At 33.7% G+C, this 13,531-nt stretch carries 16 protein-coding genes, 1 tRNA gene and 3 pseudogenes; 8 read left to right on the forward strand and 12 right to left on the reverse strand.

What is annotated here, in order from left to right:
• Positions 1-80: 80 nt before the first annotated feature.
• Positions 81-944 carry a WD_0033/WD_0034 family tandem repeat-containing protein gene (locus tag BVG17_RS09600; RefSeq protein ID WP_241654168.1) on the forward strand — a complete coding sequence of 288 codons (864 nt, stop codon included), beginning with the start codon at positions 81-83 and terminating at the stop codon, positions 942-944.
• A 79-nt stretch (positions 945-1,023) separates the two neighbouring features.
• On the opposite strand, the pseudogene BVG17_RS04790 reads toward BVG17_RS09600, so the two are convergent.
• A pseudogene (locus BVG17_RS04790) lies at positions 1,024-1,405 on the reverse strand (IS4-like element ISWosp8 family transposase); the annotation flags it as partial.
• 504 nt (positions 1,406-1,909) lie between these two features.
• Between BVG17_RS04790 and BVG17_RS04795 the strand changes: the two are divergent.
• Positions 1,910-2,764, forward strand: a complete 855-nt coding sequence (locus BVG17_RS04795; protein WP_172793466.1) for an ankyrin repeat domain-containing protein — start codon at positions 1,910-1,912, stop codon at positions 2,762-2,764.
• A gap of 174 nt (positions 2,765-2,938) precedes the next feature.
• On the opposite strand, the gene tyrS is transcribed toward BVG17_RS04795, so the two are convergent.
• Together tyrS and rsfS are read right to left on the reverse strand one after the other, a co-directional pair.
• Positions 2,939-4,201, reverse strand: a complete 1,263-nt coding sequence (gene tyrS / locus BVG17_RS04800) for a tyrosine--tRNA ligase (RefSeq protein WP_063630990.1) — start codon at positions 4,199-4,201, stop codon at positions 2,939-2,941.
• 230 nt (positions 4,202-4,431) lie between these two features.
• Positions 4,432-4,749: a ribosome silencing factor gene (rsfS, locus tag BVG17_RS04805; RefSeq protein ID WP_063630991.1), complete on the reverse strand. Its 318-nt coding sequence runs from the start codon at positions 4,747-4,749 to the stop codon at positions 4,432-4,434.
• Positions 4,750-4,877: 128 nt separating this feature from the next.
• Between rsfS and BVG17_RS09605 the strand changes: the two genes are divergently transcribed.
• The 3 genes from BVG17_RS09605 to BVG17_RS04820 all read left to right on the forward strand — a co-directional run bounded on the left by BVG17_RS09605 (position 4,878) and on the right by BVG17_RS04820 (position 6,475).
• Positions 4,878-5,039, forward strand: a complete 162-nt coding sequence (locus BVG17_RS09605) for a hypothetical protein (RefSeq protein WP_241653856.1) — start codon at positions 4,878-4,880, stop codon at positions 5,037-5,039.
• Positions 5,040-5,208: 169 nt separating this feature from the next.
• Complete coding sequence (locus BVG17_RS04815) at positions 5,209-5,697, forward strand: RNA pyrophosphohydrolase (RefSeq protein WP_063630992.1); 489 nt, start codon at positions 5,209-5,211, stop codon at positions 5,695-5,697.
• A complete protein-coding gene (locus tag BVG17_RS04820) occupies positions 5,687-6,475 on the forward strand; it encodes a TatD family hydrolase (RefSeq protein ID WP_063630993.1) in 789 nt (262 codons plus the stop codon). Before BVG17_RS04815 ends, BVG17_RS04820 begins: the two co-directional genes overlap by 11 nt.
• A 5-nt stretch (positions 6,476-6,480) precedes the next feature.
• Here BVG17_RS04820 and mdh read toward each other — a convergent pair whose 3' ends face one another.
• From mdh to BVG17_RS04855, 7 genes are read right to left on the reverse strand one after another with little or no spacing between them, the layout of a single operon-like run.
• Positions 6,481-7,425 carry a malate dehydrogenase gene (gene mdh / locus BVG17_RS04825; RefSeq protein ID WP_063630994.1) on the reverse strand — a complete coding sequence of 315 codons (945 nt, stop codon included), beginning with the start codon at positions 7,423-7,425 and terminating at the stop codon, positions 6,481-6,483.
• A gap of 3 nt (positions 7,426-7,428) precedes the next feature.
• A complete protein-coding gene (locus tag BVG17_RS04830; RefSeq protein ID WP_063630995.1) occupies positions 7,429-8,004 on the reverse strand; it encodes an NADH-quinone oxidoreductase subunit C in 576 nt (191 codons plus the stop codon).
• A gap of 1 nt (position 8,005) precedes the next feature.
• Positions 8,006-8,509, reverse strand: coding sequence for a NuoB/complex I 20 kDa subunit family protein (locus BVG17_RS04835; RefSeq protein WP_063630996.1), 504 nt, complete (start codon positions 8,507-8,509; stop codon positions 8,006-8,008).
• A complete protein-coding gene (locus BVG17_RS04840; protein WP_063630997.1) occupies positions 8,500-8,853 on the reverse strand; it encodes an NADH-quinone oxidoreductase subunit A in 354 nt (117 codons plus the stop codon). Before BVG17_RS04840 ends, BVG17_RS04835 begins: the two co-directional genes overlap by 10 nt.
• A gap of 17 nt (positions 8,854-8,870) precedes the next feature.
• Positions 8,871-9,239, reverse strand: a complete 369-nt coding sequence (locus tag BVG17_RS04845; RefSeq protein WP_063630998.1) for an HIT domain-containing protein — start codon at positions 9,237-9,239, stop codon at positions 8,871-8,873.
• Positions 9,240-9,245: 6 nt separating this feature from the next.
• Entirely contained in the window at positions 9,246-9,527 is a 282-nt protein-coding gene (locus BVG17_RS04850) for a hypothetical protein (protein WP_063630999.1), read from the reverse strand.
• A 3-nt stretch (positions 9,528-9,530) separates the two neighbouring features.
• The gene (locus tag BVG17_RS04855) at positions 9,531-10,265 is read right to left on the reverse strand and encodes a hypothetical protein (RefSeq protein ID WP_063631000.1); all 735 of its coding nucleotides are present in this window, start codon (positions 10,263-10,265) and stop codon (positions 9,531-9,533) included.
• A gap of 184 nt (positions 10,266-10,449) precedes the next feature.
• On the opposite strand from BVG17_RS04855, the gene BVG17_RS04860 reads away from it, so the two are divergent.
• Positions 10,450-11,826, forward strand: coding sequence for a UDP-N-acetylmuramoyl-tripeptide--D-alanyl-D-alanine ligase (locus BVG17_RS04860; protein WP_063631001.1), 1,377 nt, complete (start codon positions 10,450-10,452; stop codon positions 11,824-11,826).
• A 49-nt stretch (positions 11,827-11,875) separates the two neighbouring features.
• Positions 11,876-12,427 (forward strand): annotated as a pseudogene (locus BVG17_RS04865) (complex I NDUFA9 subunit family protein); the annotation flags it as partial.
• A 32-nt stretch (positions 12,428-12,459) separates the two neighbouring features.
• Here the strand turns inward: BVG17_RS04865 and tnpA are convergent.
• Positions 12,460-12,894 carry an IS200/IS605 family transposase gene (tnpA, locus tag BVG17_RS04870; protein WP_143688839.1) on the reverse strand — a complete coding sequence of 145 codons (435 nt, stop codon included), beginning with the start codon at positions 12,892-12,894 and terminating at the stop codon, positions 12,460-12,462.
• A gap of 51 nt (positions 12,895-12,945) precedes the next feature.
• Here tnpA and BVG17_RS10235 point away from each other — a divergent pair.
• Positions 12,946-13,356 (forward strand): annotated as a pseudogene (locus tag BVG17_RS10235) (complex I NDUFA9 subunit family protein); the annotation flags it as partial.
• Between the two features lie 8 nt (positions 13,357-13,364).
• On the opposite strand, the gene BVG17_RS04880 reads toward BVG17_RS10235, so the two are convergent.
• Positions 13,365-13,438, reverse strand: a tRNA-Arg gene (locus BVG17_RS04880).
• Positions 13,439-13,531: the final 93 nt, after the last annotated feature.

Genomic DNA, 13,531 nt, shown 5'->3' on the forward strand with positions numbered 1-13,531 from the left:
TTTAATATCATTCTGGTGTATATTGACACATTAATTTTAATAATTAAACTACATTGACTTTAAAGCGAGGTTACAAAAATATGCTAAATCATCAAAATTTAACACGAAAACAAAAAGATTTGTATTTTCAGCTAAAAAGATCCATACGGAATGGAAGGAGCATCAGCGATATCTTGGAAGGAGTTTCAGGAAATGATTTACTAAAAGTTCTTATCACTGGATATACTACACGATTTCCAACAGGTGGAAGACGCACTTTAACACTGCTTAGCCTAGCTATACATAGAGACAATAATGAATGTGTTAATTCTATTTTAGAACAAGCTCAAAACAATGGTATACTACAAAATATCCTTACTGCTGCAAATATTATAAATTATCAAGGTGGTTTGATGTACAACTTAACATCGCTTGGCTTTGCCATACATTACAATAAGGAAAGATATGTTAATGTTATTTTAACAAAAGCCCAGGAAAATGGTATATTACAAGATACCCTTGCTTCTAGAAATATTGTACGGTATTTAAGTATTACAGCGTATACTTTAACGCCACTTAACTTTGCTATATATAAAGGCAATAACGAATGTATCAATTCTATTTTAATACGAGCTCAAAATAGTGATACACTGCGAAATATCCTTACTTCTAAAGATATTGTGCAGTTTATAGGAGTGACGTATGTCATTAAATCACTTGCCTTTGCTATATATAAAGGTAATAATGAATGTGTCAATTCTATTTTAACACGAGTTCAAAATAGTGCTATGCTACAAGATGCATTTACTGAAGTAAGTACTGTACTGTTTCCATATGGTAGATATACTTTGAATGCTTTTGAGCTAGCTGTAATTGTTAATGAGAACAATGCTAGTATTAGGACTGCATTAGATAATGTATCTATTTCTTCTAGGTATGTTAGAGAAAATAGCAAAGTTAATTAATTTCTTAAGTAACTCTTTCTTGCAAGTACTACTTTTTTATGTATCTGTTCAGGCAATGGCGTTAACTTAAGAGAATAAATTAGCAAGCTCTCCTAAAGGCATGATGGCGTTTAGGCTTATCTACTTTATTGCAGCTATACAATCTTCACGTTAACTTTAGTGCGTATTTTAAAAAGGGCTTGAAAGTTTTTTGGTGCTAATAAGCACCTGATAAAGTTTCTGTCTCATTACACCAAATAAAACTGAAAAATTTAAACGATACTCAGCAATTTGATATGGGTTCCAAGGCTCTTGTGCATCACACATATGAAGTATTGCGCATGACCAAGTTTGCACAAAATTCTTGTTTCTAAATTTATCCCAGAAAAATTCTCTAATTCTGCTTCTACTTTGAGTCGTTTATAGCACTCCTCTATGTGACACCTTAATAGATAAGCTTTACTGATATCTTCTTTATTGAAATAAAATAGAAACCAAAGGTCCTATTTTTTACAGTATTTTACTCCTTAACATCTTTCCTTAAGTTGACGCCATTGGACTTTGTTGCATCGCTATCTACGATGGATAAAAGATAAAAATGTAGAATATCAATAGCTTATTATTCTAGCATTTATAGTAAGGACAGTCAGTAAATATCTAAATTTAAGTAAAAGAAGTTTTACTATTATTCACTAATCTAGCTAGAATTCAAGAATTTCAATGCTTTAGCTATTTTAAGTAGAATTAAATTTACTAGTACAAATAATAAATTACTATTCTTAAATTTGGTCAGATTGATTGCAAAAAATAAGATTTTCAATAAGCTGCTTGTATAGTTAGCCTTTCATAGATAGTGATGCAACAAAGCCCGCTGGAATCTAGTTCATATTATATATTTATCTGATAAGTTCCATGTATGTGTAATTTATTCAAATTGACTTCTTATCATATAATTAAATATATTATTGAAAATTAAAGGTAAGGTTATGGCAATGGAAATTTCAAATTGGCACGAATTATTGAGTTTAGTTAATGTTGACAAAGATTTAAGCAAAGATAACGTAGTTGAAAAAATACAAAATGAGCTGAAAAGATATTCAAAGGAATATGAAGAGTGGGAAAAGTCTGGCTTTGATATAAATTATGTGTTTAAAGATGGTGAAAAAGTAACTCTTTTGCATTTAGCTGCTTCCTGTGACCTAGAAAATATAGTGAACGCTCTCATAGAAAAAGGTGCAAATGTTAATGAAAAAGGTGCAGGAGGAGAGACTCCTTTACATGAGATTACTCATCTTAAAAGTATAAACATAGCAAATATTCTAATAAAAAAAGGTGCCGATGTTAATTCAATAGATATGTGGGGAGAGACTCCTTTATGTGGTGCTGTTTTATGTGACAACATGGTCATGGTAGATGTTCTAGTAAAAGAAGGTGCCGATGTTAATGTAGTAGATACATTTAGAAGAACTCCTTTACATTGGGCTGCTTTACGTGGCAATATGGTCATGGTAGATGCTCTAATAAAAAAAGGTGCCGATGTTAATTCAGTAGATATGTGTGGAGAGACTCCTTTACACTATCTTAATCGTCCAGCAATTAAGAAAGGGCAGATTGCTGCTGGAGCAGCTACATTATTAGGTGCTGCTATAGCAGTAGCACTTTTTGCAGCTCGAACAGTGACAGCTGAGTTTATACCTATAGTTATAGCAGCGGTTGCAATTACAGTAGCAGCACTAACGGTTGGCAGTGTAACATATAAACTGTTAAAGCCTAATACTAAAGTTGATGGAGTAGCAGTCTTAACAAATGTGCATGAAGAAAGTGCTAGCATTACTTTATAGTAAGGTTTCCTAGTGTTGAGATTTTAGATCAGGTACTAAGTTGATAAATACGAAAGCTCTTTACAATATTTTTGTGCGAAAGGAAGTATCAGCTACTCGTATAATACCCATTTGTTCCTGTAGTTGTCTTTTTCCGCCTACCTTATTTTACCACTCTGCTGAACAGATACAAATTTACTTTCTTACTTCATCCAGCACAACTTTTATATGACGTTTCTTTCCTGCAGATAATTTGATAAATGGCTGACCTTTAAAGCTTTCAGAGTTTATTGTATAGTTAACATCGTTTATAGTATTATCATTAACTTTACATCCATTTCCCTGTATTAAACGCTTTGCTGCACCTTTTGAAGGTTCAAAACTGGTGTCATACAGCAGGTCTATCAAGGGTATACCATTTGCGATTTGTTCTTTTGTAATAGTGTAACTAGAAAGCAATGAACTGTCTTCATTTTCAAAAGCAGAGATTGCAGCAGATCGTGCAAGTTCGGCTTCTTTGCAACCGTGACATATTTTCGTTACTTCTGTTGCCAAGACCTTTTTTGCTTCGTTTATTTCTTGATCCTTCAAGGACTCTAGTTTTTTAATTTCATCAATTGATAAATCAGTGAAAAGTCTCAAAAAACGACCAACATCTTGATCATCAACATTGCGAAAATATTGCCAGTAGTCATAAGGCTTTAACATACTGCCATCAAGCCATAATGCCCCACTTTCAGTTTTGCCCATCTTTTTTCCTTGTGCGTTTAATAAAAGAGGTGTGGTAAGACCAAACAGCTCAGATAAATTCAACTTTTTGCCAAGTTCAATTCCGTTTACTATATTTCCCCATTGGTCTGACCCTCCAATCTGGAGACGACAGCCATACTTTTTATTCAACTCGACAAAATCATAGGCTTGTAACAACATGTAGTTAAACTCGAGAAAGCTTAGATTTTGCTCCCTGTCTAGCCTAATTTTCACACTATCAAAGCCTAACATGCGATTTACAGAAAAATGTGCCCCTATATCACGCAAAAAGTCTATATATTTTATGTTATCTAACCAATCTGCGTTGTTTACTATGATTGCACCGGTTTTTCCATCATTGAAAGATATCATCTTCTCGAGGGTTTTCTTTATACCAAGTATATTTTGATTGATATCTTCTATCGGCAAGACGCTTCTTGCTTTGTCTTTACCAGATGGGTCACCAATTTTTGTTGTGCCACCTCCAAGTAGAACTATTGGCTTATAACCGAATTTTTGTAGGTGACGGAGCATCATGATTTGAATGAGACTGCCAATATGCAAACTTGGTGCCGTACAATCAAACCCAATGTATGCAATTATATAATTATCTTGTGATAATAGCTGGTCTAACCCGTCAATGTTTGTACATTGATATAGGTATCCTCTTTCTTGAATGAAGTTTAAAAACTCAGATTTATGTTTCATAATATGTTATTTTGTGTGTAAATGGTGTTGTTAACGATGGCGTCATTCCAGTGCTTGACGCTGAAGTCCAGTTTATTATGAAATTTCATCAAAAATGTTGTATAGTGTGCTCGTTTATGATTAAGTTTTCTAGATTCCAGTGTCAAGCACTGGAATGACACCACCAACTTCATAAGGGTTGCCTTCAAAATTACAACATTTGAGCAAGTGTATACCAGCTACCTGGATAATCAATTCCATAACTCTTCTATCTTATAATATTCTCTTACTTCTGGCCTGAATAGGTGAACCATTATACCTTGAAAATTCACAATCACCCAGTTACCTTCATCCATACCTTCTACATCTATTTTATCATATTGCTTGAGATTTTTCATCACGTGCTCAGCTAATGCTTTTACATGGCGGCTCGAATCACCAGATGCAATGATCATATATTTTGCAATGACAGTTTTATTCTGTACATCAAAAGTAACTATATCTTGACCTTTGTTTTGATCTATTACATCTACAATTGTATTTTTTATTGATTCTGTATCACGATTCATTATTCTAAATTATATAATTTATCTGTAATGATACACTCAAAATTTCTGAATATGAACTATTTTTGATATGCTTCTAGTGTAACGTTTATAATACATATATTTGTAATATATGATAGTTTTCTGATGGTATGATCATTTACTTAATCGGATTTTCGGGTAATGGCAAACTTACGATTGCAAAAGAGCTGTGTAATATTATTGATGGAGTGATAGTAGACAATAACCTGTTTAATAATATCATATTTGATATGATTGATTTCAGAAAAACTGAGGTTACAAGTGAAATATGAGAAAAAATTTTTGTGATTAGAGAGAATATGTTAGCAATATTGGAAAAATACCATGAAGCATTATATATTTACAAATGAAAGGAAGTTGCAAAAAAAATTGTTGAAAAAATGAATAGTAAAAAAGTAGTTGGAACTTCTATGATAGATAATTTAGCAATAGAGAGTATTTGTGATTAGTGAAGAGAAAGAGTATCGCCCTTGTGTTGGCATAATGTTATTTAACAAACAGGGAAATATTTTTATTGGAAAACGTTTTGATAGTGACTCTTATTGGCAGATGCCACAAGGGGGAATTGACGATGATGAAGAGCTGGAGCAGGCAGCACTACGCGAGCTATTGGAGGAAGTTGGTACTGATAAAGTAGAGGTTGTAGCTCAAAATAAAGATTGGATATACTATAGCTTGCCTGAGGAGGTGATAACGACATGCTGGAATGGGAGGTATTCTGGCCAAAAGCAAAGATGGTTCTTAATGAAATTTTGTGGGAAGGATAAGGATATTAATATTAACTATACTGATCATCCAGAGTTCAAAGAGTGGCGTTGGCAAAATGTGGATGATTTGGTAGCCAGTGCCATACCATTCAAAAAAGAAGTTTATAAAAAAGTGATAGAAGAGTTTTCTTCTATCATAAAAGGATCTATTTATGATAGTTGATTCTCATTGTCATCTAATTTATTTTTCTGATGATGAAATACCAAAGGTAATTTCAAGAGCAGAGCAAAATGGTGTGAGAATTTTGCACAACATATGTATAAGTGTTGATGATATTCCTAAGTTAGTAAAAATCTCTTCATCATATGATAAAGTCTACTACTCTGTTGGTATACATCCACTTGATGCTACTATAGAAAACGGTGAGTGTATACATGCTGATGAATTAGTTGAATTTACTAAGAATCAAAAGGTAATTAGTATCGGTGAAACCGGATTAGATTTTTATAAATCTGATAACAAAAGCAATCAAAAAAAAAGTTTTGTATCACATATAGAAGCGGCAAAAGTAACAGGATTACCTTTAGTTATTCACACTAGAAATGCTGATAGTGAGATGATTGATATGTTAAATTCAGAAATGAAGAAGGACGCTTTTAGTGGAGTAATGCATTGCTTTGCTTCTTCTAAAGAGCTTGCTTATAAGGCTATGGACTTGGGATTATACATTTCATTTTCTGGAATTATTACTTTTAAAAATGCGAACTTACTAAGAGAAATTGCACAAAATGTGCCACTTGAGCGTGTTTTAGTTGAAACTGATGCACCTTATCTATCACCTGAACCTTACAGAGGAAAAAAAAATGAACCTTCAATGGTAAAATACGTTGTAGATTGCCTAGCAGAGCTATGGAATGAATCGCCAGAACAAGTAGCAAAAATAACTACAAATAATTTTTTTAGGCTGTTTACGAAACTTGAGCTCAAAGAAATTATATAGGACAATTAATTTAGCCGACAAAGCTCTTCCACTGCATTTACAGATCTATTGAACATCTCTTGTTCACTATCATCCATCTTAACTTCTAGAATTTTCTCAATTCCATTTTTGCCAATAATAGTAGGAACACCAATGAATAAGTCTTTCACACCATATTCACCATTAAGATAAGCAGCACATGGTAATATACGCCTTTTATCTTTTAAGTATGATTCTAGCATGCTTATGGCTGAAGATGCAGGAGCATAGTATGCAGATCCAGATTTAAGTAGATCAACTATTTCTTTTCCACCATTACGAGTGCGCTCAACTATTTCATCAACTTTTCCTCGCGCAATCAAACCCATCTCAATGATTTGGGTAAGTGGAATGCCAGCAATTGAAGCATAATTGATTAGTGGTACCATAGTGTCACCATGTCCTCCAAGCACAAAAGCAGATACATCTTCGACAGAAATATTTAACTCACTTGCAAGAAAATAACGAAAACGAGCAGAGTCAAGCACTCCTGCCATACCAATAATCATATTAGTTGGCAGGCTTGAAGATTTGTATACTACTGAAACCATAGCGTCTAAAGGATTGGTAACCACTATTACAAATGCGTTTGGAGAATGTTTTTTAATATTTTCCCCAACCTCTTTCATTACTGCAGCATTAGTTTGCAGAAGGTCATCTCTGCTCATTCCAGGTTTTCTGGCAATGCCAGCAGTTATTATAATTGCGTCAGAGTTTTTTATATCTTCATACCTATTTGTACCAGTAATATTGACATTAGATCGATCAATAGGAGATGATTCTGTAATGTCAAGCGCTTTACCTTGTGGTATTCCATCGCTGACATCAAGCAAAATAACATCTCCTAGCTCTCTTAGTGCAATCATATGGGCAAGCGTTCCACCAATATTTCCCGCACCAATCAAAGATATTTTTTTTCTTTGTGCTGTCATTTTCTACTCCTTTCTATTTACTTTTGTGGCTTTACTACCTTCCCAAGGGGATAAGCTATCAAACATACGAAAATCTTGCGGTAAGTCTATAGGATTATATACAACCTTTTTTGCCTCCATATCGTATCTTACTTCCTCGTAGCCAGTGAGAGGAAAATCTTTTAACATTGGATGACCTTTGAATCCATAATCCGTTAAAATCCTACGTAAATCTGGGTGATCAGAAAACTCTATTCCATACATATCAAATACTTCACGCTCAAACCACGAAGCTGCGTTAAATATCTTTGCTGCACTTAGAGGTATATCACCTTCACATAACTGAAGCTTTATGTGCACTCTGATATTGTGCACAAGGCTGAGCAAATTGTATATTAGCTCGAAACGTTTTTCTCTATCTGGGTAATCAACTCCAAAAACGTCAACTAATAATTCAAGCCTACACTTTTCATCATCACGTAGAAAGAGTAAGTGATTTTCAATGTCATTCAAAGCTGAATATATTACAATAGTGCCATCATTTTTCTGAATACATTCACATTTAGTCTTTTTTTGTATGTATTTTGCAGTTTTATCCATGCTATATATTCTTAGTTCGTTTTATTTTATTTTGTAGACATAGCATTCCATATAGTAACGCCTCAGCAGTTGGAGGGCATCCAGGAACATATACATCAACTGGCACAATTCTATCGCAACCACGGACTACTGAGTAAGAATAATGATAATAGCCACCGCCATTTGCACAACTTCCCATAGAAACGACGTATTTGGGGTCCGCCATTTGATCATAAACTTTACGCAATGCTGCTGCCATTTTATTAGTTAACGTGCCAGCAACAATCATAACATCTGCTTGCCTTGGGCTTGCACGAAAGATTATGCCATATCTATCAAGATCATAACGACTGGATGCAGTGTGCATCATCTCTACTGCGCAACATGCAAGACCAAATGTCATTGGCCACAATGAACCAGACCTTGCCCAGTTCATTATATAATCTATTAAATCGCCAAATTTAGTGATAAGAAAACCTTCTTTTTTGTAACGACTCCAGTCGCCATTAGATAAATTTACTCCCATTCCAACGCACCTTTACACCACTCATAAATAAAGCCTATAGTAAGTATTGCAAGGAATATCATCATAGACCAAAATCCGTAATAGCTTATTTTAGATAAAGAAACGGCCCAAGGAAAAAGAAAAGCAATTTCTAAATCGAATATTATGAACAATATTGCAACTAAGTAAAATTTTATGTCGAAACTTTTTCTGGCTCTTGATAAAGGATTAAAGCCACACTCATATGTAGAAAGCTTTTCACCACCTGGGTTACTGACTGCAAGAAACATAGGTAATACACCTAAAGTAAAGGATACTACAATTGATACACAGATAAAAATTAATATGGTTAAATATTCACTCATTTAAAAAACATATAACACTATGAATTTACATGCTTTCCTAATCTTTTACCACCTAAAATATGTATGTGAAAGTGCGGTATAACTTGTTCTCCATCTTTACCGTGATTAGTAACTAATCTATATCCTGTTTTTTCTAAGTTATATTTATGTGCTATTTCTCTAACAGTTTTAAAAAAACTTACTATTTCCTCTTCGGAAGCTTTCAGAACAAAATCATCGTATGAAACGTATTGAGCTTTTGGTATAACTAGAATATGAACTGGTGCATCAGGATACTTATCACGAAAAGCTAGCACATTTTCATTTTTATGTATTTTCTCATAAGACAACTCACCTCTTAATATCTTAGCAAAGATATTAGTGTCATCATAAGCTGTACTACCCATACTTTATTAAATTCCTGGTCCTCTTCTATTTTGCTTATGATTTGGTGTAGAAGGTGGGCTTATTGCTGCTTCGCTAGAAGCATCTTCAAGACTTGAAACGTCTTTTAGCTGTATATCTTGTCCACGCAAAACTGACCCATAGTCCATTTGGTGTCTTTTTGAAAACGTTTCTATTCTATTTGCCCTTCTTGCAGAAATAACTTCTGGTTGTAAATGATACATATCTCCAGGAACAGTTAGGCTATGATACCTTTCCTCTATTTGAACTTCTTTCATAACACTCTCCATAATTTATTTCCCCCTACCTCTTATGCTTTCGCAACTTTCAAAATCTTGTTTAATAGCTTTTTGCCAATTATTTAAAATTTTCTCTGATGACTTTTCTTTATCCATAGGCCTTACAACTTCCTGTGACTTCTGCTTTTTACTATCATATCCACTATACAACTTTTCTGCAATACCATACAGCAATTTCCGATCTGTGTGAACTTTAAACTCTCCACCAGTAATTTTTGCCAAATTTTTAAGATCACAATCAATCTTATTATAAATTCCTTCAAGAGCGTACTTTTTCATTACTTTTTCATCCATACCTAGATTTTTATCTTTTATTTCTTGGATAATCTTTTCAACATCAACTTCGATTACAATTTTGTTTTCTTCTCTAAAAATAGTTATATTGGGCAGATCTTCCCTTATTTCATCTAATTTCTCTGGACTCAAGTAAGGTATATCCCCCGTTAAAGTTCTTGACGCTAAAAAACTTACCTTACCTTTTTCTTGTTTTGTTATTTGTATGCCAAGGTACTTACTAGCTTCTGTGGTTTTTATAGGTGGGTCATATTTCTCTTCTTCTTTAGGTACATCACTCACAGCGTTTTTTAATGAAACTTTAGCATCATGCTTCATTTCATCAATTGAAGCAAACGGTTTCTTTATAGGATAAATAAGTGCTTTAGGCACAAGAAAAAACACGCCTTTTATCTTAGCCAAAATAGACTTTTTATTTGACTCATCTTTTGCCATACATACCTCCAAGTCACTTTCTACAATCAGATAGTAAAATACACCCAATTATAGACGAAAATATTTAAGCTTGTATATCTATTATAAGATGAAATTATAGAAATAGCAATCATTATTTGTACATTACCAAAGTATGTAGTATTTTTGCTGCTTTTCTTGTTCAAATTACCTTTAAAGATAAATTATGTTAAAGTGGAACGCAAATAATATTATCGATGCTACTGGCGGAAGAGGGGAGGGTGTTTGTAATTCGGTATATAGCTCAAATATTTCAACGGATACAAGAAGCATAAAAAAAGGTGATTTATTTATTGCTCTCAAGGGAAAGAAATTTGATGGGCATGATTTTCTACATGAAGCATTTTTAAAAGGAGCTGTTGCTGCGGTAGTAAGCGAAGATAAATATAGAAATTTTCCTCTAATTATTGTGCAAGATACTCTAAAAGCTTTGCATAATATGGCATCATATTACATTAGAAATATTCTTGTTAATGCTAAAGTTATCACAATTACAGGTAGTGTTGGGAAAACCACTACAAAAGATATGCTTAACACTGTTTTGTTGCATTATGGAGTATCTCATGTAAATGAAGGTAACTTGAATAATAATATAGGATTGCCTTTTACGATTCTAAAAGCGCCAGAAGACTGCCAGTACTTAATCCTTGAAATAGGAATGAGTAGAGCTGGTGAAATAAAAGAGTTATCGGAGATTAGCAATCCGGATATTGCAGTTATTACCAACATTGAACCTGCGCATGTTGAAAATTTTTCATCTCTACTTGATATTGCGCAAGCGAAATTAGAAATTCTACATGGTATGAAAAATAATGGTACTTTGGTTTTGAATAAGGATAATGAACATTATAATTATCTCTTATCAAATGCTAACAGAAATGTAGTAAGCTTTGGTAAGAATGAAAGTGCTACTGTTTGTTTGTTAGACCTAATAAGAGACGATAACGGTCTAAATTTAAAAATCAAACTGAACCGTGGTCAAATTATGAACTGTAATTTACCTGTACAAGGCGAACATTTTGCATACTCTGCATTAGTTGTTACAGCAGTTTTGCAAAGTCTCGAACTTGATTTATCTAAATTACCACTAGCACTTGAGAATTTTACTGTAACAGAAGGTAGAGGTAATGTTCATCAAGCTAAATACAATGGAAAATTGGTACATTTGATTAACGACTCCTATAATGCTAACCCTACTTCAATGAAGGCTGCAATAAGAACTTTAGGTACATATTCTAATTTAAGAAAAGTGGCACTACTTGGTGATATGTTAGAACTTGGTAATGAAAGCATAGTATTTCATACAGAATTGCTTGACTCTATAGTAGAACAAAATGTGAATACAGTTCATACAGTTGGTAAATTTATGTTAGAATTGCATAGACTTTTACCGGAAAACATAAAAGGCATGCATTTCGATGATTCTACCCAATTGAAAAGTAATTTAGCTAATATTGTTCAAAGTAATGATGTAGTTTTGGTGAAAGGCTCACGTGGTGTAAGGATGGATCATATAGTACAAGAATTCACAGTAGAATATTAAATAAAACCATTGTATTAATTTAAGGTTAGGTTATTTAGAAGTCTTAATCGTGACAAAACGTGTAGTTATTTTTGGTGGAACAGGATTTATAGGAAAACACATCGTGAGGCGCTTGGCAGCAGCGGGTTATTTAATAAGAATATTTACTCGTAACCAGGAAAAAGCTGCTTGCTTAAAGTTATGTGGCAATTTAGGGCAAATATCAATACTTGAAGGAGATTTTTTTAATGAAAAATCAATTTTAGAAAGTATGGAAGAGTGTGATGTTGTTATAAACTTAGTAGGAATATTATATGAGACAAGAAAACACGATTTCTATGCCGTTCATGTTGGAATAGCTGAAAGAATAGCGAAAGCTGCGCAAATAAAAAATGTATCCATGATGATACATTTTTCTGCCATGGGAATAGAAAATAGTAAGTTGTCAAAATATGCCCAAAGTAAATTGAAAGGTGAAAAAGCTGTAACTTCGGCGTTTCAAGGAGCAATAATAATTAAGCCCAGTCTTGTATTTGGTAAAGAAGATAATTTCTTTAATAAGTTTGCACAATTAGCAACCATACTTCCTTTTTTGCCGCTAATTGGTGGTGGAATAACTCAACAACCATCACCTACAAGGTGAAGGGTTAAATTTCAATCAATTTGAAATTGATCATTGTCATGAAGTGGCTCGCCTTCCTGGGTAGATATGTACTCTTGTATAACCTCGTCTGTGATTGTACCAGAACTTACGGCTAAATATCCACGTGCCCAAAGGTGCCTGCCCCAAAAGTGCTTTCTTAGACTTGCAAAATCTTGCATCAGCAACCTTGAACTTGTTCCTTTCAAAAGTTGTACAATTTTACTAACACTTTGCTGTGGTTTATATGATATAAACATATGAATATGATCTACTGCAACTTTGCCTGAGATAATTTGGATCTCATTTTCCATAGTAACCTGCCTTAGCAGCTCCCTAACTCTAACACCAATTTGGCCTATTAGCACCCTTTTGCGATATTTGGGAATCCATACCAAGTGTACTTTCATATCGTACTTAGAGTGTGCATTATACCCATAACGTCGCATACGCGACTATTATAACTTGTCCTTCGCCTCAAGGCGAGACAATCCCCGAAGGGGGACACTAAATTTCAACCAATATGTGTAACAAACTTAGCTGAAGTGGTATATCGTATTATCAGTTTTAATAAGCAAGATAAAAAAATTTATAATATAGGTGGACCAAAAGTTTACTCTTTTAAAAGCTTATTAAAGTTTATTCTGAATGTTACTAACAGAAAGTGTTTACTGATCAATTTATCTTTTCCAATGGCAAGATTGATAGCTTTCTTCTTAGAAAGTAAAGTTGTTTCTGTGCTGTTAAAACCTATAACTGGAGACGCAAGCCCTATACTTACTCGAGATCAGGTGAAAGTTATGATGAATAGTTCAATCGAAAAGTCAGATGATCTTGAAATAATGAAAATTCGACCATTAGCAATTGAAAATGTGGTGCCAGAGTACTTGAAGATTTATAGGAAGCATTGATAGAAGAATGTGCCCGGTAGGATTCGAACCTACGACCCACAGCTTAGAAGGCTGTTGCTCTATCCAGCTGAGCTACGGGCACACAGCATATATAAAATGCTTCTTAGTACACGTAAAGTCAAGTATTTCTTGTGAATATGATGTTTGTGATAATATCTCAAAACTTTGTCAGTAG

Origin of the sequence: Wolbachia endosymbiont of Laodelphax striatellus, from assembly GCF_007115015.1 — a bacterium.
In the GTDB taxonomy this organism is placed as follows: domain Bacteria; phylum Pseudomonadota; class Alphaproteobacteria; order Rickettsiales; family Anaplasmataceae; genus Wolbachia.